The 21,026-nt window shown below is 72.2% G+C and carries 20 protein-coding genes and 1 tRNA gene; 6 read left to right on the top strand and 15 right to left on the bottom strand.

The window, feature by feature from the left end; genetic code table 11:
• Positions 1–114: 114 nt before the first annotated feature.
• From FLM69_RS08215 to FLM69_RS08205, 3 genes are all read right to left on the bottom strand, one after another.
• Complete coding sequence (locus FLM69_RS08215; protein WP_061867607.1) at positions 115–1,002, bottom strand: hypothetical protein; 888 nt, start codon at positions 1,000–1,002, stop codon at positions 115–117.
• A 33-nt stretch (positions 1,003–1,035) separates the two neighbouring features.
• Complete coding sequence (locus tag FLM69_RS08210; RefSeq protein ID WP_041103593.1) at positions 1,036–1,761, bottom strand: alpha/beta hydrolase; 726 nt, start codon at positions 1,759–1,761, stop codon at positions 1,036–1,038.
• Positions 1,762–1,822: 61 nt separating this feature from the next.
• Positions 1,823–1,895 (bottom strand) — tRNA-Lys (locus FLM69_RS08205).
• Between the two features lie 158 nt (positions 1,896–2,053).
• Between FLM69_RS08205 and FLM69_RS08200 the strand changes: the two genes are divergently transcribed.
• The 3 genes from FLM69_RS08200 to FLM69_RS08190 all read left to right on the top strand — a co-directional run bounded on the left by FLM69_RS08200 (position 2,054) and on the right by FLM69_RS08190 (position 4,535).
• Entirely contained in the window at positions 2,054–2,728 is a 675-nt protein-coding gene (locus FLM69_RS08200) for a hypothetical protein (RefSeq protein WP_002856103.1), read from the top strand.
• Between the two features lie 139 nt (positions 2,729–2,867).
• The gene (locus FLM69_RS08195; protein WP_141843821.1) at positions 2,868–3,494 is read left to right on the top strand and encodes a hypothetical protein; all 627 of its coding nucleotides are present in this window, start codon (positions 2,868–2,870) and stop codon (positions 3,492–3,494) included.
• Between the two features lie 15 nt (positions 3,495–3,509).
• Complete coding sequence (locus FLM69_RS08190) at positions 3,510–4,535, top strand: inorganic phosphate transporter (protein ID WP_061867605.1); 1,026 nt, start codon at positions 3,510–3,512, stop codon at positions 4,533–4,535.
• Between the two features lie 92 nt (positions 4,536–4,627).
• Here the strand turns inward: FLM69_RS08190 and pstB are convergent, their stop codons facing one another.
• The 4 genes from pstB to pstS form a co-directional block, all read right to left on the bottom strand.
• Complete coding sequence (gene pstB, locus FLM69_RS08185; protein WP_061867604.1) at positions 4,628–5,407, bottom strand: phosphate ABC transporter ATP-binding protein PstB; 780 nt, start codon at positions 5,405–5,407, stop codon at positions 4,628–4,630.
• A gap of 86 nt (positions 5,408–5,493) precedes the next feature.
• Positions 5,494–6,675, bottom strand: a complete 1,182-nt coding sequence (gene pstA / locus FLM69_RS08180) for a phosphate ABC transporter permease PstA (protein ID WP_061867603.1) — start codon at positions 6,673–6,675, stop codon at positions 5,494–5,496.
• 1 nt (position 6,676) lies between these two features.
• The gene (gene pstC / locus FLM69_RS08175) at positions 6,677–7,633 is read right to left on the bottom strand and encodes a phosphate ABC transporter permease subunit PstC (RefSeq protein WP_061873056.1); all 957 of its coding nucleotides are present in this window, start codon (positions 7,631–7,633) and stop codon (positions 6,677–6,679) included.
• A gap of 134 nt (positions 7,634–7,767) precedes the next feature.
• Complete coding sequence (gene pstS / locus FLM69_RS08170) at positions 7,768–8,907, bottom strand: phosphate ABC transporter substrate-binding protein PstS (RefSeq protein WP_141843819.1); 1,140 nt, start codon at positions 8,905–8,907, stop codon at positions 7,768–7,770.
• Positions 8,908–9,124: 217 nt separating this feature from the next.
• On the opposite strand from pstS, the gene FLM69_RS08165 reads away from it, so the two are divergent.
• Both FLM69_RS08165 and radA read left to right on the top strand, forming a co-directional pair.
• Positions 9,125–10,294 (top strand): aromatic acid exporter family protein, encoded by a 1,170-nt coding sequence (locus FLM69_RS08165; protein ID WP_063189105.1) that lies wholly within the window; start codon positions 9,125–9,127, stop codon positions 10,292–10,294.
• An 89-nt stretch (positions 10,295–10,383) separates the two neighbouring features.
• On the top strand, positions 10,384–11,820 hold the full coding sequence (gene radA, locus FLM69_RS08160) for a DNA repair protein RadA (RefSeq protein WP_063189108.1): 1,437 nt from the start codon (positions 10,384–10,386) through the stop codon (positions 11,818–11,820).
• 13 nt (positions 11,821–11,833) lie between these two features.
• Here radA and FLM69_RS08155 read toward each other — a convergent pair whose 3' ends face one another.
• A complete protein-coding gene (locus FLM69_RS08155) occupies positions 11,834–12,661 on the bottom strand; it encodes a hypothetical protein (RefSeq protein ID WP_141843817.1) in 828 nt (275 codons plus the stop codon).
• 41 nt (positions 12,662–12,702) lie between these two features.
• Between FLM69_RS08155 and FLM69_RS08150 the strand changes: the two genes are divergently transcribed.
• Entirely contained in the window at positions 12,703–13,635 is a 933-nt protein-coding gene (locus FLM69_RS08150) for an A/G-specific adenine glycosylase (protein WP_181743499.1), read from the top strand.
• A 37-nt stretch (positions 13,636–13,672) separates the two neighbouring features.
• Here the strand turns inward: FLM69_RS08150 and FLM69_RS08145 are convergent, their stop codons facing one another.
• From FLM69_RS08145 to FLM69_RS08115, 7 genes are all read right to left on the bottom strand, one after another.
• Entirely contained in the window at positions 13,673–14,188 is a 516-nt protein-coding gene (locus FLM69_RS08145; protein WP_095353913.1) for an amino-acid N-acetyltransferase, read from the bottom strand.
• A 96-nt stretch (positions 14,189–14,284) separates the two neighbouring features.
• The gene (locus FLM69_RS08140; RefSeq protein ID WP_141843813.1) at positions 14,285–14,467 is read right to left on the bottom strand and encodes an Rv0909 family putative TA system antitoxin; all 183 of its coding nucleotides are present in this window, start codon (positions 14,465–14,467) and stop codon (positions 14,285–14,287) included.
• A 327-nt stretch (positions 14,468–14,794) separates the two neighbouring features.
• Positions 14,795–17,350, bottom strand: a complete 2,556-nt coding sequence (locus FLM69_RS08135; RefSeq protein WP_141843812.1) for an ATP-dependent Clp protease ATP-binding subunit — start codon at positions 17,348–17,350, stop codon at positions 14,795–14,797.
• Between the two features lie 156 nt (positions 17,351–17,506).
• Positions 17,507–17,809, bottom strand: a complete 303-nt coding sequence (locus FLM69_RS08130; RefSeq protein ID WP_036314827.1) for an Lsr2 family protein — start codon at positions 17,807–17,809, stop codon at positions 17,507–17,509.
• Positions 17,810–17,973: 164 nt separating this feature from the next.
• On the bottom strand, positions 17,974–18,213 hold the full coding sequence (locus FLM69_RS08125) for a hypothetical protein (RefSeq protein WP_041104642.1): 240 nt from the start codon (positions 18,211–18,213) through the stop codon (positions 17,974–17,976).
• 1 nt (position 18,214) lies between these two features.
• Complete coding sequence (gene lysS, locus FLM69_RS08120; RefSeq protein ID WP_136939888.1) at positions 18,215–19,729, bottom strand: lysine--tRNA ligase; 1,515 nt, start codon at positions 19,727–19,729, stop codon at positions 18,215–18,217.
• A gap of 32 nt (positions 19,730–19,761) precedes the next feature.
• On the bottom strand, positions 19,762–20,751 hold the full coding sequence (locus tag FLM69_RS08115; RefSeq protein ID WP_141843810.1) for a D-glycerate dehydrogenase: 990 nt from the start codon (positions 20,749–20,751) through the stop codon (positions 19,762–19,764).
• Positions 20,752–21,026 lie beyond the last annotated feature (275 nt).

Below are 21,026 nucleotides of genomic sequence, written 5' to 3'. Positions count from 1 at the left end.
TAACGGTCTTGGGTGTTTTGTGGTTCAGAATCCTAGAGTCGCGCGGGTACTTAAGCTGAGGCGAAGGGCCGGAGCGTCAGATGTGTATAAGAGGTAGGCGCGGGGGCGGGGCCGTCAGGCGGCGGGCTTGCCCTTCTTCTGCCTGTCGTCCTTCTCGTCCTTGCCGCCGGGCAGGGCGCGACGGATCGCACCGAAGACGCCGCCGTCGTCCTTGGTGCCATCGGCGCGCCCCTGTGCGGCGCCCTCGCGGATCTCGCCGGGGATCACCATCGGCAGGGGGCTGAAGAGCTCCGCGGCGTTCTCCATCACGGCCTTGCCCATGGCGCGGTTGCCCACGCCGCCGATCACGGCGCCCACGCCGAACGGCACGGCGCGGCCCACGAAGCCGGCACCCTGCCGCAGGCGCATCTTGCGCATGAACGTCCTCTTGAGGCGATCCACCACGAACGCGCTGATGCCGGTGCCCGATGCGGTGCCCGCGAGCGCGTTGAGGCTGGACTGCGGGTCGTAGGGACGGCCGGCCTTGGCGGCGGCCTCGCGGAGCAGCTCCTTGGCGTCGTCGCCGAGCATGAGGCCCATGACGAGGGCCTGGGCGCGCTGCGGGTCCTGCGTGGTGATGCCGTGCAGCTCGGCGAGGGACTGCGCGTAGAGGGCGGTGGCCTCCATGAAGCCGGCGACCGCGGCACCGGACAGGCCGAGCGCGGCCACGGTGCCGATGCCCGGGACGATCGCGGTGCCGCCCACGGCGGCACCGGCCCCCGTGACGGTGGTCAGGTACTGCTGCCCGAGCCGCTCGGCGAGACGCTCCGGGCTCTCCCCCGGGTGCTTCGCCGCCATGCGCTGGATGTTCTTCAGGACCAGGGGGCGCTGGACCGCCAACACCGTGGAGAGGGCCTTCTCGAAGCCCTCCGTGGGCTCGCCGTTCTCATCGAGTGCCGACTTCAGCCCGAAGTCCTTCACCTTCCCGGACGCGTACCGGCCGATCGTCGAGTTCTTTGCCATGCGCGCCACAGTATCGGCGCGCGACCCCCGCGGTCAGGACCCGGGCGTCGCCGCGCGCAGGGAGTGCTCGAGGAAGATGCGCACGTCACGGACCTCGTCGGGGCCGGTCCCGTGCAGGATCCCGGGGTAGGTGCGCACGGTCAGGCGGGTGTGCTCCTCGGCCCACGCGCGGGTGTGGGCGACGGCGTCCGGATGGATCACGGGATCCTCGGCGTCCCGGCCCCAGAAGAACGGGCGCGGGCCCGGTCCCTCGGCCGGGGAGTCGAGCATGGCCAGCAGCTCGTTGTCGACGGCGAAGCCGCTCAGGCCCACACCGCAGGTGAACGCCTCGGGGCGCAGACGCAGGACCGTCGTCGCCATGGCCATGCCCTGGGAGAAGCCGAGCACCGAGACCGTGCGGAAGCCGGCCGCCACGACCTCCTCGGCGGAGAGCACGTCGAACACGCGGTGGGCGGCGGCGAGCACCTGGGCGAAGTCGGACTGCAGCAGCAGGTCGAGCAGGAACCAGCCGTGCGCGCCGGGGTCGCCCGGGCCTTCGGACGCCGTCTCGTCGATCTCGAAGCCGCCGCGCACCGCCAGGCCGGTGCACCGCTCCGGGAGCATCGGGAAGTGGCGGCGCGCCGCGCGGACCTCGTTGGAGCCGTAGCCGTGGAACACGAGCACCAGGTCCGTGCCCGCGCGCTCCGCCGGCGGGCGCGACCACACCACGCTGTGGCCGGAACTGATCGTCTCGGTGACTGGTGGGGGCGTGGGGCTCATGGCTCCATCCTAGGGAGGACCCCCGACCGGGCGTCATGCCTGGTCAGGGGCCGCTTTCCGGTGGGCCCTGCGGGGATCGAACCCGCGACCGGCGGATTAAAAGTCCGATGCTCTGCCAGCTGAGCTAAAGGCCCTCACCCGCGGCCGACGACGACGGCGCGCGGCCGACGACGGCGACCCTCACGGGTGCCCTCCGATGGTAGCCCAGGCGCCCGGGGCACTACCGTGGACGGGGCCGCCGCCTCCGGCGACCACATCCCCACCCCGATGCGCCCTCGAAGGGAGCCCGCCCATGGCACGTCACCGCCTGCCCGCCGGCCGCGGCGCCAGCTCGAGCGCCTCGGGCGTGCTGCGCCCGCACCGGCCCCGCCTCTCGGAGCCGCAGGAGCTCACGCACTTCGCCGGCGGCGAAGACCCGCAGGAAGTGGCCGCGGCGGCCTCGCGCCTGGCCCACGCCCTCGTGGCCGGCGGCCGCGCGGAGGAGGACCCGGCCGTCGTCGAGCGGCTGGTCGGGCTGGTCCGCGAGCTCGGCGTCGAGACGCTCGCCGAGCTGTGGGCGGACGCCCCGCCCGTCTCGCTCGCCGGCGCCCTGTGGCGCCTGTACGCACTCCAGGAGGCGACGACCCGCGACGGCGAGCGCTGGGCCGCCTGGTACCGCGCCGGGCACGCCGCCTACGCCTCGCGCGTCGTGGCGGGGGCCGTCGAGCCGCCGGGGCCGGCCGAGCTGCGCCGCCTCACGGACACGATCCTCACGGGCGCCTACCGCTCCGAGATCGACGTCGCGTTCGAGCGCGCCGCGGCCTACGCCCGCGTCGTGGCCCTGGGCCAGGTCGAGCACGCCGAGGGCTCCGAGGCCGCCGCCCCGGACCGCGCCGCCGCCCTCACCCGCCGGGCCGCGCGCCTGGTCAGCACCGCCGACGCCCTGGAGGCGGCGGGTCGAGCGTTTCGGGACGGATCGCTAGACTGAAGGGGACGGCGCCGGGCCGCTGGTAACCCCGGGCTCCAACACATAGCCGCTGCGAGCGGCCTTCCGCCGAGAGGCGTTCCCGGTCCGGCGTCGTCGTCGACCCCTTCGCCACCCGTCGACGAGAGAGCGACCGCTGCCCATGTCCCCCCGCATGCCCTGGCTCTTCACGCGCGACACCCCGGCGCTGCGCCACATGGCGGACCTCGCCGAGGCCCTGCACCGGTCCGTGCATCTGGTGGCCCAGGTCGCGGGGACCCGCGGACCCGAGGCGGACCGTGCCGCCCATGAGCTCGAGGAGCTCGACTCGTCCTCGAGCGCCACCCTCATGGCCTTCCTCACCGCGCTGCGCAGCGCCTACGTGACTCCGCTGCCCCGTCAGGACCTCTACCGGCTGGCCAGCGGCGTGCACGCGACCACCCGGCGCGTCGTGTCGGCGGGCGTGCTGATCCAGCGGGCCGACCTCGAGGAGCTGCCGACGCACGCCCTCGACGTCCTCGAGACCGTGGGTCGTCAGGCCGAGCTGCTCGCCCGCGGCGCCGCCGAGATGCGCGACCTCGACGCACTGGAGGCCACGTGGATGCAGCTGCTGCGCGCCTCCCGCCGCACGGAGCGGATCATGGTCGAGTGGCTCGCCGACCTCGGCATGGACCTGCTGCAGCGCGACTACAACCGCCAGCGCGAGGTCGCCTGGGCGCTGCACGCGGCGCTCGAGGCCCTCTCCCGCGTGAACATGGACCTGGGCATGGTGCTCGTCCGTGAGTCCTGAGCCGGTGGAGGCGCCGTGACCGCGGGGCTCGCCGTCGTCCTCGTGCTGCTGTGCGCCGTCGGCGCGCTGATGGGGTTCCGCGACGCCCCCAACGCCGCGGCGCTGCCTGTCCGGTACCGGGCGCTGACACCGCGCGGGGCCCTCCTCCTGACCGGGGCGGTCAACACCGTGGGCGCGCTGCTGGGCATCGGGTTCATCACGCTGAGCGTGCACTACTTCACCTCGCCCGCGGTGCGCAGCGAGATCGGCCCCCTGGCCGTGGGCGTGTCCTGCGTGGTGACCCTCGTGTGGGGTCTGCTGCTGTGGTGGCGGCGCCTGCCCGGCTCCAGCACGCACGCGCTGATCTCCGCGCTGGCGGGCAGCCACCTCGCCGTGCGCCTGAGTCTGGACATCGACGTCGCCCTCACCATCTTCGACCTCGTCCGCGCCGAGGTGCTGCTCAGCCTGCTGCTCTCGCCCCTGATCGCGTGGGCGCTCGCCCGCCTGCTCACCGCCCCCGCCATGCGGCTCGCCACCCGGGGCACCACGGTCAACGTCCAGCACCGGGCCCGCGTCGCGTTGGGCATCTCCGCCAGCGCCATGGCCATGGGCCACGGCCTGCAGGCCGGTCAGCGCATGGGGGTGCTGTGGGCCGCCGTGCTGGTGGGGTCCGGGTCCGTCCTGGCGCCGGACGCCCTGACGGCCGAGTTCGTGGGGGGCGCGTTCCTGTTCGCCCTCGCGGTCGGGCTCGGCACGCTGGGCGGCGCCTGGCGGATCGCCTGGACCCTCACCGAGCGTCTCGTGCGCCTCGACCCCCTGCGGGCGTCCGTGGCCGCCGTCATCCCCGCGGGCCTGCTGTTCGTCGGATCCCTGGTGTTCCACCTGCCCCTGTCCTCCACCCACACGGCGACGGCGGCCATCGTGGGCGCCGGCCAGACGCAGACCTACGCGTCCGTGCGCTGGCCCACCGTGCTGCGCGTGGTCGGCTGGTGGGTGCTCACGCCGGTGGCCTGCGCCCTTCTCGGCCTCCTCGGCACGCTGGCCCTCGTCCCGCTGGCCTGAGGCCGCGCCCGACGACGACGCCCGGCCCCGCAGACGCCGCGACCCCGCCCGGCGTGCGGCCGGACGGGGTCGGGGACGGAGCGCGGGACGGCTCAGCCGAAGCGGCCGGAGACGTAGTCCTCGGTCTGCTGGCTCGAGGGGTTGTTGAAGATGACGTCGGTGTCGTCGTACTCGATCAGCTTGCCGGGCTTGCCGACGCCCTGGATGTTGAAGAACGCGGTCTTGTCCGCCACGCGCGCGGCCTGCTGCATGTTGTGCGTGACGATGATGACCGTGTACTCCTCCTTGAGCTCGTTGATCAGGTCCTCGACGGCGAGGGTGGAGATCGGGTCGAGCGCGGAGCAGGGCTCGTCCATGAGGATCACGTCGGGCTGCACCGCGATGGAGCGGGCGATGCACAGACGCTGCTGCTGACCGCCGGAGAGGCCGGAGCCGGGCTTGTCGAGGCGGTCCTTGACCTCGTTCCACAGGTTGGCGCCGCTCAGGGACTTCTCCACGAGCTCGTCCGCACGGGACTTGTTCAGGCGGGTGCCGTTGAGCTTGTAGCCGGCCAGCACGTTGTCCCGGATGGACATCGTGGGGAACGGGTTCGGGCGCTGGAAGACCATGCCGATCTGGGAACGGACGCGGACCGGGTCCACACCGGGCCCGTAGATGTCCTCGCCGTCGAGCAGGAGCTGGCCGTCCACGGTGGCGCCGGGGAGCACCTCGTGCATGCGGTTGATGCTGCGCAGGAAGGTGGTCTTGCCGCAGCCGGAGGGGCCGATGAAGGCGGTGACGGAGCGGGGGGCGATGTCGATGTTGACGCCCTCGACGGCCTTGAACTTGCCGTAGAAGACATCGACGTCGATGGCCTGGATGCGCTTGGACATGAGTGGTTCTGTTCCTTCGTGGAAGTCTCTGGGGGGGTGCGACGGGGCCGGGGCCGGCCGCCCGGGGGATTCTGGGCGGCCGGACCTCACCGGCCCTTCTTGGGGGCGAACGCCTTGGCGATGAACCGTGCCGCCAGGTTGAGCAGCATGACGATGGTCACGAGCAGCAGGGCGGCTGCCCAGGCGCGGGCGGTCGAGGGGTCCGCCGCCGTGGGCGAGGTCGGGGCGACCAGCTGGCGGTAGATGTACACCGGCAGCGCGGTCATCCAGTTGTCGAACGGGTTCCAGTTGATGCTGGTGGCGAAGCCGGCCGTCACGAGGATCGGCGCAGTCTCGCCGGCCACGCGGGCGATGGCCAGGGTGACGCCGGAGGCGATGCCGGAGATCGCGGTGGGCAGGACCACCTTGGCGATGGTCTGCCACTTGCGCACGCCGAGGGCGTAGGAGCCCTCGCGCAGCTCGTTGGGCACCACACGGAGCATCTCCTCCGTGGATCGGACGACCACGGGGATCATCAGCACGGAGAGGGCGATCGCGGCCGTGAGACCCATCTGCACGGACTGCAGTGCGGTGGACTTGCTGCCGGTGACCAGGGTCAGGACCCACGTGATCGCGGCGTAGGCGAAGAGGCCGGCCACGATCGAAGGGATGCCGGTCATGACGTCCACGAAGAACACGATGGCCCGGGAGAACCAGCCGCCGCGGCTGTACTCCACCAGGTAGATGGACGTGAGCATGCCGATCGGCACGGAGATCAGGGTCGCGATGATCGTGATCACGACGGTGCCGATCAGGGCGTGGCCGAAACCGCCCGCGAGCCCGCCGGCGGGCTTGCCGTCCTCCACCCACGCCGAGTCGTCGATGCCGGTGATGCCCTTCATGTCGTACGCCATGATCTGCGGGTTGGCGATCAGGGTCGGCAGACCGGCGGAGAGGACCGACCACAGCACGGAGACCAGCGGCACCAGGGCCACGAGGAACGCCAGCCACACGAGGTTGCGACACAGGCCGTCTGCGGCGCGGCGCCGGTTCTCCATCACGCGGGTGGCCACGTAGAGCCCCGCGATGTAGAGGATGGCGGCGATGATCATGAAACCGACCACGTTGAAGGCGCCGCTGAGCAGCACGGTCAGGCCGGCGGCGACGACGGCCGCGGCAGCTGCGACGGCCATCCAGGTCCAGCCGGGCTTCTGACCCTCGGTCAGGGAATGACGCCGCGGCGTCACGCTGTCCTCGGTGGCCCGGGGAGAAGTCGAGACAGTGCTCATGTCAGTTGGCTCCCGAGAATTCCTTGTGCTTGTTCACGATCGCGCGGGCGATCATGTTCACCGCCAGGGTGATGATGAAGAGCATGAGACCGGCAGCGATCAGCTCGTGCAGGCGCATGTTGAACGCCTCGGGGAAGTTGAGCGCGATCTCCGACGGGATCGTCTGGTTCCTGCCGGACTCCACGAGCGACCAGGAGAAGACACCGCCGGAGAGCACCATGGTGACCGCCATGGTCTCGCCGAGCGCGCGGCCGAGGCCGAGCATGATCGAGGAGATGATGCCGGCCCGGGCGAACGGGAACACGGTCATCTTGATCATCTCCCAGCGCGTGGCGCCGAGGCCGAGCGCGGCCTCCTCGTGGAGCTTCGGGGTCTGGGTGAAGATCTCACGGCAGAGCGCGGTGATGATCGGCAGGACCATCACGGCCAGCACGACGCCCGAGGTCAGCAGGGTGCGGCCCGTGGTGGTGGCCGAGCCGCCGAAGAACGGGATGAAGCCCAGGTTCTCGTTGAGCCAGCCGTAGATCGGCACCATCAGCGGAGCGAGCGTCAGCCAGCCCCACACGCCGTAGACCACGGAGGGGATCGCGGCCAGCAGATCGATCACGAAGCCCACCGACTGCGCGATGCGCGGGGGCGCATAGTGCGAGATGAACAGGGCGACACCGATCGCGACCGGGGTGGCGATGAGCAGAGCGATGATCGACACCATCACGGTGCCGGCCATGAGCGGCCACACGTACTGGAAGAAGGAGTCCGCAGACACGAGCTCCGCGCCCGGCTGCAGGGCAGGCCATGCCTCCATCAGGAGGAAGACCGCCACGAAGGCGAGCACGAGCAGGATCAGGACGGCGGCCGCCAGGGCCCCGCCGGAGAGGAGCTTGTCTCCGGCGGCTCCGCGGCGGGGGCCGCGCAGGCTGGACGGCTTCGGTGCCGCCTCGTTGGTGGTTGAGGACACAGTGCCTTCCCTCGGATCGACGTGCATGGTGATGGACGGGCCGCGACGAACGAGCGCCCTGACGCGGCTTCAGCCGCCGGGCCCGTGGGGCCCGGCGGCCGAAGCGACGGTGGGTCAGCCGACAAGAAGCGACATCAGCCCTTGACCGAGATGGCCTCGATGCGCTCCATGGCCTTCTTGCGGGTGTCCTCGGCGATCGGGGCGTTGCCCGCGGACTCCTCGGCGGTCTTCTGACCGTCCTCGGACACGACGTACTCGGCGAAGGCCTTGACCTGGTCCACGGTCTCCTGCGACTCGTACTGGTTGCAGTAGATGTGGTAGGAGACCAGCACGACGGGGTACACGCCGGACTCGTCGGTGGCGCGGTCGAGCTCGATCGAGCCGTCCTCCTTGGCCTCGGACTTCTCGACGGTGGCGGCCGCGGCCTCGGCGGAGTACTTCACGTACTCCTCGCCGACCTTCACGGACACGGTGCCCAGCTCGCCCACGGCGGAGGCGTCGGCGTAGGTGATAGCGCCCTCGGTCTGGGAGGCCAGGCCCACGACACCCTTGGTGCCCTGGGCGGACTCGGCGGTGATGTCGGACGGCCAGGTCTCGACCTCGTCGTAGGACCAGGCATCACCGGCGGCCTCGGTGAGGTAGGCGGTGAAGTTCTCGGTGGTGCCCGAGTCGTCGGAACGGTGCACGACGGTGATCGGGGTGTCGGGCAGCTCGACGCCCTCGTTCTGCGCGGCGATGGCCTCGTCGTTCCAGTTCTTGATCTCGCCGGAGAACACCTTGGCGATGGTCTCGGCGTCCATCTTGACCTCATCGACGCCCGGCAGGTTGTAGGCCACGGCGATCGGGGAGATGTAGGCCGGCACGTGGAACGCACCCTCGTCGCCGCAGTTCTCCTTGGCGGACTCAGCCTCCTCCTCCTTGAGGGCGGCGTCGGAGCCGGCGAAGGAGGTGGCACCGGCGAGGAACTTCTCACGACCGGCACCGGAGCCGTCCGGGGAGTACTGCACGGTCAGGTTCGGAGCGATCTCGGTGACACCCTGGGTCCAGGCGGTCATGGCCGCCTCCTGCGAGGAGGCGCCGGCGCCGACCAGGTTGCCCTGGACCTCGGAGGTGGTGCCCTGCTCGCCGCCGGCGGAGCCGGAGGCATGCTCGCCGCCGGCGGAGCCGGAGGCATCGGAGCCGCCGTTGCCGCTGTCCGCGGAGGAGCAGGCGGTCAGGGCGATGGCGGCCACGGACAGGAGGGCGGCGGAGCGGCCGAAGCGGTGAGCCTTCACGAAGAGCCTCTTTCAATCGGATGACGACGGTGAGGGCAGAGCGTCCGGCTGGCCCGGTTCTGCACCGCACCCGACCGTACGGTCCAGAGGTGAATCGAGTGCTCGGCCGGGGTGAACAGATGGTGAACGGTAGCGGGATTCGTCTGTGCTGTGGGTCACAATGCCCGGTTGAGCCCCGCACGGCGAGGGCTCCCCGGCGTCGGACTAGGCTGGCCGCATGACGGACCGCTTCGCCACCGCCACGGGCACGGTGCCGATGGTCGACCCCCAGACCCGCGGGGAACGTCTCGGCCGCTTCCTGCGTCGGCGCGCCCGTGCGGGCTGGTCCCGCGTCCGCTCCTCCGTGGGCCAGGCCGCCCTCGTCGCGGTCTGCGCGGTGGGCGCCTACTGGTTCGCGGAGGCCGTCCTGGGCCACCAGCAGCCCCTGTTCGCCTCCACCGCCCTGCTGATCGCCCTCGGCTTCCAACGGGAGCCGAAGCTGCGCAAGGTGGCCGAGGTCGCCGTCGGCTGCACCGTCGGCATCCTGATCGGGGACCTGCTCATGGTCGGGCTCGGCCGCGGCCTGTGGCAGGCCTCGGTGGTCCTGTTCGTGTCCGTGATGGTGGCCCGGTTCCTGGACTCCGGCGCCACGTTCACGATGCAGATGTCCCTGCAGTCCGTCCTCGTGGTCCTCCTGCCCATCGGCGCGGGAGGGCCGTTCGTCCGCAGCCAGGACGCGATCGTGGGCGGCGTCCTGGCCCTGCTCGTCACGTTCCTCTCACCCCAGGACGTGCGACGCCCCGCGGTGCGTCAGCTGGGTGGGCTCTACAACTCGATCGCCACGGTGCTGCGCGACCTCTCCCGGGCCCTGCGGGAGGACGACTCCCGCACCGCCTGGATGGCGCTCGTGGCCAGCCGCGGCACGCACACCACGCTGGAGGCGCTGCGCAAGGAGCTGCGCGTCACGCATGAGCAGACCCTCTTCAACCCGCTGCACCGCTCCTCGCGCTCCTTCGTGGACGACGCGGTGAACGCGGCGGACCGCTCGGACCTGGCGGTGCGCTCCCTGCGGATCGTGGCCCGGCGGGTGGTCTCGGTCCTGGACGAGGGCGTGTTCGACGACGACGACCGCGAGCGCCTGGCAGCCTGGTTCGACGACGCCGCGGACGCCGTCGAGATCCTGCACCGCTCCCTCGTGGAGCCGCAGGCCGAGGGCCGCCATCGCTCGCTGTCCGTGGCGCGGGACGCCCTGGGGGCGTCCGCGTCCGCGTTGGACCCGCACCAGCTGGGCGGCGGATCCGTGCACGGCGAGGCGCTCGTGATGCTGCTGCGGCCCATGATGGTGGACCTCATCGAGGCCACGGGCGCCGAGCACGACGAGGCGCGGGCCTACCTGCCCCGCGTCTGAGCCCGACGGCGGCGCGCGGCCCCGGCGGTCGACGGCGGGGCCGTGCGCGGGCCGGTTAACGCGTCCGCCCCGGCTCCTAGAGTGGGCGCATGGCCACCAAGACCGCCCCGAAGCGCGCCCCCGGATACCGCTGCACCGAGTGCGGCTGGACCACCGTGAAGTGGGTCGGCCGCTGCGGGGAGTGCCAGTCGTGGGGCACGGTCGAGGAGGTCGGGCTGACGTCCACCACCGGCCGCACGCGCGCGGCCACGGTCGCGGAGGTCGCGCCGCGCATCGCGGACGTGGACGCCACGCTGGCCTCGTTCCGCTCCACGGGGGTGCGCGAGCTGGACCGCGTGCTCGGCGGCGGCCTCGTGCCGGGCGCGGTGATCCTGCTGGCCGGCGAGCCGGGCATCGGCAAGTCCACGCTGCTGTTGGACGTGGCCGCCCAGACGGCGCGCGGCGCGGGCGGCGGCGGTCCGCGCTCGGTGCTGTACCTGACGGGTGAGGAGTCGGCGGCGCAGGTGCGCTCCCGCGCAGACCGGATCGGGGCGATCGCGGACACCCTGCGCCTGACGGCGGAGACGGACCTGGGCCGGGCGCTGGGGCAGATCGAGCAGACGGACCCGGAGCTGGTGATCGTGGACTCCGTGCAGACCCTGCAGTCCACCGAGGTGGACGGGATCGCCGGGGGCGTCAGCCAGGTGCGCGAGGTGGCGGCCAGCCTCATCCGCACGGCCAAGGAGAAGGGGATCACCACGGTCCTGGTGGGCCATGTGACGAAGGACGGGACCATCGCGGGCCCGCGGCTGCTCGAGCACCTCGTGGACGTGGTCTGCCAGTTCGAGGGGGACCGCCACTCACGGCTGCGCCTGGTGCGTGCGGTGAAGAACCGCTTCGGGCCCACGGACGAGGTCGGCTGCTTCGATCTGCGGGAGGACGGCATCGAGTCCCTGGACGACCCCTCCGGTCTGTTCCTCTCGGGCGTCTCGGAGCCGGTCGAGGGCACGTGCGTGACGGTGACGCTCGAGGGCCGGCGCCCGCTCGTGGCCGAGGTGCAGTCCCTGCTCACCCCGTCCGCCGGCGGCAGCCCGCGCCGCACCGTCTCCGGCGTGGACGCGGCGCGCGTGAACATGCTCCTGGCCGTGCTCCAGCGCCGGGCCCGTTTCGCCCTCGCCCAGGACGACTGCTACGTGGCCACCGTGGGCGGCGTGCGACTCTCGGAGCCCGCCTCGGACCTGGCCGTGGCCGTCGCTGTGGCCTCGGCGAAGCTCTCGGCCCCCGTCCCGCAGGGGATGATCGCGGTCGGCGAGCTCGGGCTGGCCGGGGAGGTGCGCCCCGTGCCTGGCATCGGGCGACGGGTGCGTGAGGCTGCGCGGCTGGGCTTCACCCGCGCGCTGGTCCCCCGCTCCCCCGAGCCGCTCGGGGAGGTCCCGGCGGGCTTCACGGTGGCGGAGGTCGGCTCGATCGGCGAGGCCCTCGCCACGATCCCCACGTGGACCGGCGGCGGCCCGGCCGCGCGTCCGGAGGCTGGCCCCGGCCGCTGACGACGCGCCCGGCTCAGCGGGACGGCGACGGCGACGGGTCGGTGGTCGTGGCGGGCGCCGCGGAGGGCGAGGCCGACACCGGAGCTGAGGCGGACCCTGACGGGAAGGCGCTGCCGCTCGAGGAGGGGGTGGCCGAGGAGGGGGTGGCCGAGGAGCTGCCGTCCTGGGCCCCCGGGGCGAGCTCCTCGAGGATCTTCAGCGCGACGGGGCGGGAGGTGACGTCGCCGAGGCTGACCGTCAGCAGATGGGGTCCGGGCTCCGCGAGAGCGCCGAGTCGGCCGCAGTCCTGGCTCGAGGCGCGGCCGGACCAGCGGTACACGGCGGTGAGCTCCTCGTGCGGGTACAGCACCCGCTGGGCCTCCGCGGGGTCCGCCTGGCAGATGCGGGTGGAGAAGACGTCGTCGCCCTCGGCCGTGCGGATCCTGAACTCCTGTCGGGCCGTGCCCACATCCGTGCGGCACGGGGTCGAGGAGAGGTTCGTGATGCCCAGGCGCAGCTCGGCCTCCTCGCCCCGCTGGTACTCGGACCGGTCCGCGGAGGCGGCGATCCGCAGGTCCGAGGGCTGGCACTCGGCCGCGTCCTCGAGGGCCACGGTGGGCGAGGCGGAGCCGGACTCGGCGTCCGTCGCCGGGGCGGGCGACGGGGAGTGCACCGGCGTCGGGGCGGCGGAGGGGTCGGCGTCCTCGGAGGAGAAGGCGCCGATCCCGGCACGGACGAGCGCCACGACGGCCCATCCCACCAGGATCAGGAGCACGAGGGCGAGCAGGGCGGCCACGAGCCGCCGGCGGCGGTAGACGGCGGGGGACGGCTTCGACCCGGGGGAAGTCGGACGAGACGGCATGCGATCCAGGGTAGGCGGCGGCGCACCCTACAGTGGACGCCATGCCCGCGCCCGCCCCCCTCGTCCCGCCCACAGTGGACGTGCCACGCCTGCACGACGCGGTGCTGGGCTGGTTCGCCGTCCACGCCCGGGACCTGCCCTGGCGTAGCCCGGACTGCTCCCCGTGGGGCGTGCTCGTCTCGGAGATCATGCTCCAGCAGACGCCGGTCGTGCGGGTGCTGCCCCGCTGGCGGGAGTGGCTGGAGCGCTGGCCCACCCCCGCGGACCTGGCCGCCGCCCCCACCGCAGACGTGCTCACGGCCTGGGACCGACTCGGCTACCCGCGCCGGGCCCTGCGCCTCCAGGAGGCCGCCCGGGCCGTCGTCGAGCGCCACGACGGCCGGGTGCCGGCCGACCCCGCCGCCCTGCGCGCCCTGCCCGGCATCGGCGAGTACACGGCCGCGGCGGTCGCGAGCTTCGCGTTCGGCGTCCCCGAGACCGTCGTGGACACCAATGTGCGCCGGGTGATCGCGCGCGCGGTCGCGGGTGAGGCCCTGCCCGGCAGGTCGCTGACCCGCGCCGAGATGTGCCGCGCCCAGGCCCTCATGCCCGAGGACCCCGCCCGCGCCAACGCGTGGAACGCGGCCGTCATGGAACTCGGGGCCCTCGTCTGCACCGCCCGCTCCCCCGCCTGCGACCGCTGCCCCCTGGCGGAGACGTGCGCGTGGGTCGCGGCGGGCTCCCCGCCGCCGGTGGAGGTGCCGCGCGGCCAGGCCTGGGCCGGCACGGACCGTCAGGTGCGCGGGGCCGTGATGGCCGCCGTCCGCGAGCACGGGCGCGTGGCCGAGGCGGAGGTGCCCGCCGTCGTCGTGGCCGGGGGCCGGCTCGGGTCGCACCGCCCCGACGACGCGCAGTGGGCGCGGTGCGTGGCCGGACTCGTGTCGGACGGGCTGCTGGCCCGGGACGCCGACGGCGGCCTCACCTTCCCGGCCTGACCTCGCCGGGGCACGGGGCGGCCCGCGGTGCGGCGGCTCAGAGGCGGCGGATCATCCGCGTGTTGCCGAGCGTGTTCGGCTTGACCCGGGCGAGGTCCAGGAACTCGGCGACGCCCTCGTCCGTGGAGCGCAGCAGTTCCGCGTAGACCTCCGGGTCCACGGCGGACTGGTCCGCCATCACCTCGAAACCGTGCCGGCGGAAGAACTCGACCTCGAAGGTCAGGCAGAAGACCCGCTCGACGCCCACGGCCCGCGCACGGTCCAGCAGCTCCTCGATGATCAGGTGCCCGACGCCGGCCCCCCGGTGGGCCTCCGAGACGGCGAGGGTGCGGACCTCGGCGATGTCCTGCCACATCACGTGGAGGGCGCCGAAGCCGGCCAGGGTCCCGTCCGCCTCCTCGGCGACCACGAACTCCTGGATGGCCTCGTAGTAGGCCACAGCCTCCTTCTGGAGCAGCACGCGTTCCCGCGCCAGCGGCTCCACGAGCGCCTGGATGACCGGCACGTCCTGGGTCCGCGCCGAGCGGAGGGTGAGGGGGCGGTCGGCAGGCATGGGGTCCAGTCTAGGCACGGACATCCCGACCCCGGAGAGACGGGAGCCCCCGTCCCGGCGGACCGGGCGGGGGCTCCCGCGGCGTCGACGGCAGGCTCAGGCCTGCTGCTCGCCCTCGTCCCCGGACAGGAACTTCTCCTGCGCGCCGTCGACACCCTTGTCCACGGTGTCGCCGTGCTCGCCGAGCTTGTCGCCGTGCTGCTCCTGAGCGTTGTCCACGGCCTCGTCGATCTTGTCCGAGTGCTGGTTTGCGAGGTTGTTCAGGTCACCGATACCCATGGGCGGCCTCCTTCTTCTCGGGGCTGTTCCGCGGCCGTCCCGGCGAGCGCCGGGTCGAGGCGGAGACAGGACCACCGTCGAGCGGTCACAGACCACAGTGGCACCGATCCCGCCGCGAGGGAACCCCTCTCGCGCCTGCGGGGAGGCGGGCCGGTTCAGCGGTCCTTCGCGAGGCCGTCCTTGATGCCGGCGGCGGTGTCGCGGACCTCGGCCCCGGCGTCCCCGCGGGGGCACGACGACGGCCCGCCGCCTCCTCCCCGAGGGGGAGGGGCGACGGGCCGTGGCCACCGGACGCGCGGTCCGGCGTCGTGGGTCAGACCCCGCAGGTCACACGGAGCGGTCGGCGTCCACCGGATCGCCGGCACCGGGCTCGAGCTCGGCCAGGTCCGCACCCTCCAGGGCCTCCCGGCCGCCGGAGAACGCGAACGTCAGCTCGGCGCCCTCCCCCTCGCCCGTGGCGTCCACGGTGATGAGGGAGCCGGCCGGGATCTCGCCGAAGAGGATCTTCTCCGAGAGCTGGTCCTCCACCATCTGCTGGATGGTGCGGCGCAGCGGGCGGGCGCCCATGGCCGGATCGTAGCCGCGGTCCGCGAGCAGATCCTTGGCGGACTGGGTGAGCTCGATGGACAGGTCCTGCTCCGCCAGGCGCTTGCCGAGGCGGGAGACGAACAGGTCCACGATCTCCACGATCTCGTGCTTCTGCAGCTGCGGGAACACGATCACGTCGTCCACACGGTTGAGGAACTCGGGGCGGAAGTGCTGGCGCAGCTCCTCCTTGACCTTGCCCTTCATCCGCTCGTACCCGGTGGTGGTGTCCGTGGCCGACTGGAAGCCGGTCATGACGCCCTTGGAGATGTCCCGGGTGCCGAGGTTCGTGGTCATGATGATCACGGTGTTCTTGAAGTCCACCACGCGGCCCTGCGAGTCGGTCAGGCGACCGTCCTCGAGGATCTGCAGCAGGGAGTTGAAGAGGTCCTGATGGGCCTTCTCCACCTCGTCGAACAGCACCACGGAGAACGGACGGCGGCGGACCTTCTCGGTGAGCTGGCCGCCCTCCTCGTAGCCCACGTAGCCGGGAGGGGCGCCGAACAGACGCGAGACGGTGTGCTTCTCCTGGAACTCGGACATGTCGAGCGTGATGAGCGCGTCCTCGTCCCCGAAGAGGAACTCCGCGAGGGACTTGGCCAGCTCCGTCTTGCCGACGCCGGTGGGGCCGGCGAAGATGAACGACCCCGAGGGGCGGTTCGGGTCCTTCAGGCCCGCGCGGGTGCGGCGGATGGCGCGGGACAGGGACTTGATGGCCTCGTCCTGGCCGATCACGCGGCGGTGGAGCTCGTCCTCCATGTTGCGCAGGCGGTCCGTCTCCTCCTCGGTGAGCTTGAACACCGGGATGCCGGTGGACTTGGAGAGCACCTCGGCGATGAGGTCCTCGTCCACCGTGGCGACGTCGGCGTCCGCGCCGGTGCGCCACGCCTGCTCCTTCTCGCGGCGCTCGTCCCCGAGCTGCTGCTCCTGGTCCCGCAGGCGGGCGGCGCCCTCGAAGTCCTGGCCGTCGATGGCGGCCTCCTTCTGGGTGCGCACCTCCGCGATCCGGGACTCGTAGGCCTTGATCTCCGGCGGCACGGTCATGCGACGGATGCGCAGACGCGCGCCGGCCTCGTCGATCAGGTCGATGGCCTTGTCCGGCAGGTGCCGGTCGGAGACGTAGCGGTCCGCCAGGCCGGCGGCGGCCTTGAGCGCGCCGTCGGTGATGGAGACCTTGTGGTGCGCCTCGTAGCGGTCCCGCAGGCCGCGCAGGATCTCCGTGGCGTCCTCGACGGACGGCTCGGCGACCTGGATCGGCTGGAAGCGGCGCTCGAGCGCGGCGTCCTTCTCGATGTGCTTGCGGTACTCGTCCAGCGTGGTGGCGCCGATGGTCTGCAGCTCACCGCGGGCCAGCATCGGCTTGAGGATGCTGGCGGCGTCGATCGCGCCCTCGGCCGCACCCGCCCCGACGAGGGTGTGGATCTCGTCGATGAACAGGATGATGTCCCCGCGCGTGCGGATCTCCTTGAGCACCTTCTTCAGGCGCTCCTCGAAGTCGCCGCGGTAGCGGGAGCCGGCCACGAGGGAGCCGAGGTCCAGCGAGTAGAGCTGCTTGTCCCTGAGCGTCTCCGGGACGTCGCCGCGGTCGATCGCCTGGGCCAGGCCCTCGACGACGGCGGTCTTGCCGACGCCGGGCTCGCCGATGAGCACGGGGTTGTTCTTGGTGCGGCGGGAGAGCACCTGCATGACGCGCTCCATCTCGCCCGCACGCCCGATGACGGGATCCAGCTTGCCGTCGTGCGCGGCCGCGGTGAGGTTGCGTCCGAACTGGTCCAGCACCACGGAGCCGGCGTTCTGGCCGGCCTCGCCGCCCTGGCCCACCCCGGCGCCGGCGGTCTCCTTGCCACCCTGGGCGCCGCCCTGGTAGCCGGAGAGCAGCTGGATGACCGTCTGACGGACGCGGTTCAGGTCCGCGCCGAGCTGCACGAGCACCTGGGCGGCCACGCCCTCGCCCTCGCGGATCAGGCCGAGCAGGATGTGCTCGGTGCCGATGTAGTTGTGGCCGAGCTGCAGCGCCTCGCGCAGGGACAGCTCGAGCACCTTCTTGGCGCGCGGCGTGAAGGGGATGTGGCCGGGCGGGTTCTGCTGACCCTGGCCGATGTCCTCCTGCACCTTCTCTCGCACGGCGCCCAGGGAGATGTCCATGGACTCCAGTGCCTTGGCTGCGACGCCCTCACCCTCGTGGATCAGACCGAGCAGGATGTGCTCGGTACCGATGTAGCTGTGGTTGAGCATGCGCGCCTCTTCCTGGGCGAGCACGACCACCCGCCGGGCGCGGTCGGTGAATCTCTCGAACATGGGCACACTCCTTGCGTACGGTCGTGGTCGAGACTACGCACCCGGGCCGCGTGCCGCGCGACTGTTCGCCAGCGGGAGAAGCGGCCCGGCCGTCGTCGGGAGGGGCCGGAACGAGGCCCGGGGACGCCGATCCCTCGACGCACCCGGGCGGGGCGCTCACTTGCGCTTCGCGTTGCGGTAGGCCTCCACCACGTCGCGGTGCAGACGGCCCCGGCTCGAGACCTCGTAGCCGTTCTCGGCCGCCCACTTGCGGATCTGGGCGGCCTCGACCTTGGGCGACGGCGGCGCCACGGCGCGGCCCTTCTTCATGTAGGGCTTCAGGAACTCACGGAGTTCCGCAGCGTGCTCCTTCGACAGGTCGATCTCGTAATTGCGACCGTCCAATGCAAAGTTCACGGTCTCATCTGCAGGCGAACCGTCAAGATCATCCACGAGGACCACTTCTACCTTCTGTGCCAACGGTGATTCCCACTTTCTTCTCTCGTGCGCGTGTCCCTGGGTTCCGGTCTTCGCTCTCGGGGTTCTTTCCCGCGTGCTCACGATTCCGGCCGTGCACTTGTGGTGATTCAAGAATACCGCAACAAAGCCGGGCAGAAGGATTCTTCAACGCCGGGGAAGGAATCTCACCGGGCGCGGTCCTCCGGATCAGCCCCCGGCCCTCCCTCGGCTCGACGTCGGGCCGCCCACTCACGGGCCTCGGCCTCCTCGCGGGCCGCCCGCGCGTCCGCGCCCGAGAGCCGGCGGGCCTGACTCTCGCGCTCGCCCGTGTCCGAACGCAGCAGGGAGCGCATCACCAGCCAGAAGATGAGCCCGAGGCCGATCGAGGGGGCGAGGACGGAGAAGTAGTCCCAGAAGGCGGCCATGTCAGGCCTCCGGCTTGAGCAGCGGGAAGAGGATGGTCTCGCGGATGCCGGCGTCCGTGAACAGCATCACCAGGCGGTCGATGCCCAGGCCGATGCCGCCCATGGGCGGGGCGCCGTACTCGAGGGCGCGCAGGAAGTCCTCGTCCAGCTGCATCGCCTCGTCGTCGCCGGCGGCCGCCATCGCCGACTGGGCGGTCAGGCGCTCGCGCTGGATGACGGGGTCGATCAGCTCGGAGAACGCGGTGCCGCGCTCCATGCCGCCGATGATCAGGTCCCACGCCTCGATGACCCGGTCCTCCGAGCGGTGCGGGCGCGCGAGCGGCTGGGCGGCCGGCGGGTAGTCGTACACGAACGTGGGGTTCATCAGGGTGGGCTCCACGATCTCACCGAACAGCTCGATCACGAGCTTCTCCGCGTCCCACGCGGGGTCCACCTTGACCTCGTGCTCCGCGGCGATCGCCCGCAGCGTCTCGGCGTCCGTCTCCGGGGTGATCTCGCGGCCCACGGCCTCGGACAGCCCCGGGTACACGGCGACCCAGGCCCACTCGCCGTCGAGGTCGATGACGCCCTTCGCGGTCTCGAGCCGACGCCCGGCGCCCACCGCGTCCGCGGCGTTGAGGATGATCTCCTGCATGCGCTCGGCCATGACGTGCATGTCCGCCCACGCCTCATAGGACTCGAGGGTGGTGAACTCGGGCGAGTGGGTCGAGTCCACGCCCTCGTTGCGGAACACGCGGCCGATCTCGAACACGCGGTCGATGCCGCCGACGACGGCGCGCTTGAGGTACAGCTCGGTGGCGATGCGCAGGGTCATCGGCTGGTCGAACGCGTTGAGGTGCGTCTCGAAGGGACGCGCGAGGGCGCCGCCGTGGACCAGCTGGAGCATCGGGGTCTCCACCTCCACGTAGCCGTGGCCCTCGAGGGTGCGCCGCACCGCCGAGGTGACCTTGGCCCGGGTGTAGACCATGCGGCGGGCCTCCTCGCGCACGATCAGGTCCGCGTAGCGCTGGCGGACGCGGGTCTCCTCGTTCAGGTCCGCGTGCAGCACGGGCAGGGGGCGCAGCGCCTTGGAGGCCATCTCCCACGCCGAGGCCATGATGGACAGCTCGCCGCGGCGCGAGACGATCACCTCGCCGGTGACGGAGAGGAAGTCGCCCAGGTCCACGACCTTCTTCCACTCGGCCAGGGACTCCTCACCGACGGCGGCCAGGGACACCATGACCTGGAGGCGGACGGCCTCCCCGTCCGCACCGGACTCCTGCAGGGTGGCGAAGCAGAGCTTGCCGGTGTTGCGGAGGAAGACGACGCGCCCGGTCACCGACACGGTCTCGCCCGAGGTCCAGTCGGGCTCGTGGCCGTCGAACCGCTCACGCACCTCGGCCAGCGCGTGGGTGCGCGGCACCTGCACGGGGTAGGCCTCGCGGCCCGAGGCGAGCAGCTGCTCACGCTTAGCGGCGCGGACGGCCTGCTGATCGTGGTGGTCGACGGCGGCGGAGGCGGAGTTCTCGGTGGTCACGGTTCCCGAGTCTACCGACGGCGCCCCGCCGGTCAGCCGCGCACCTCGGGGTTGACGAGGGCCGGGACCTCCGCGCCCGTGGCCATGGCGATCGCGTTGCGCGCGGCCAGCTCGGCCATCGCGGCGCGGGTGTCCCGGGTGGCGGAGCCCAGATGCGGCAGGAGCATCACGTTCTCCAGCTCGGCCAGGCCCGGGGCGAGGGCGGGCTCGTCCTCGTAGACGTCCAGACCGGCGCCGAAGAGCCGCCCCTCGCGCAGGGCGGTGACGAGGGCCGCCTCGTCCACCACGGGGCCGCGGGCCGTGTTGACGAGGACGGCGTCGTCCTTCATCTTCGCGATCACCTCCGCATCCACGAGGTGGTGGGTGTCGTCCGTCAGGGGCACGTGGAGGGAGAGGACGTCCGCGACCTCGACGAGCTCCTCCCAGCGGACCTGACGGACGCGGCCGGCGAGGTCGCCGAGCTCCTCGGCCGCCACCTCCCGGTGCGCGGGAGGCCGCGGCGCGAACACGACGTCCATGCCGAAGGCGAGCGCGCGCTCGGCCACCGCCTTGCCGATCCGCCCGAAACCGGCCAGGCCCAGGGTCGCGCCGCGCACGTCCCGGCCCACGAGCAGGTCCGGCGCCCAGCCGTGGAAGCGCCCCTCGCGCACCATCCGCTCGCCCTCGGGGGCACGGCGGGTCACCCCGAGGATCAGGAGCATCGCGATGTCCGCGGTGGCGTCCGTGAGCACGTCCGGGGTGTTGCCGACGGCGATCCCCCGCCGCGTCGCGGCGGCCACGTCCACGTTGTTGTAGCCGACCGCGTAGTTGGCGATGCCCCTGATCCGCGCGTCGGCGAGCACGTCGGCGGTGAACTTCTGGTCCAGGGCCGCGACGACGACGTCGTAGTCCCCCGAGGCCACCAGCCGCGCGAGCGCGGCGTCCCCTCCGACGTCGGCGCCGTCCACCACCTCTCCGGCCTCGCGCAGCATCCCGAGCCCGGGCTCAGGGAGGCGGGTCATGAGCAGGAAACGGGGGGTCACGGCGGGGCCTCACTCTCGGATCGGGGGGAGGACGCGGCGTCGTCCGGCGTGACCAGGCTAACCGCGGACGGCGGGTGCGGCCCGGTCCGACGCCCCTTATGATTGACTCTCGTCAATCATTGACTCATGTCAATCACCGCGCCGCCCCTCCCGCCGAACTGTCTCTTATACGCCTCCCATGCTGCCGACGCCCACAGAAGAGAAGCCCTCCCTCATCGGCGTCTCCTTAACTACAACCCCCCCCTACCCCACCCTCGCACTCACACCCGTAGAAG

The sequence above is a fragment of the Micrococcus sp. R8502A1 genome (assembly GCF_006704135.1).
Lineage (GTDB): Bacteria > Actinomycetota > Actinomycetes > Actinomycetales > Micrococcaceae > Micrococcus > Micrococcus luteus.
The sequence above is the reverse complement of the archived record's forward strand: the minus strand, read 5'-3'. Positions and strand labels throughout refer to the sequence as shown.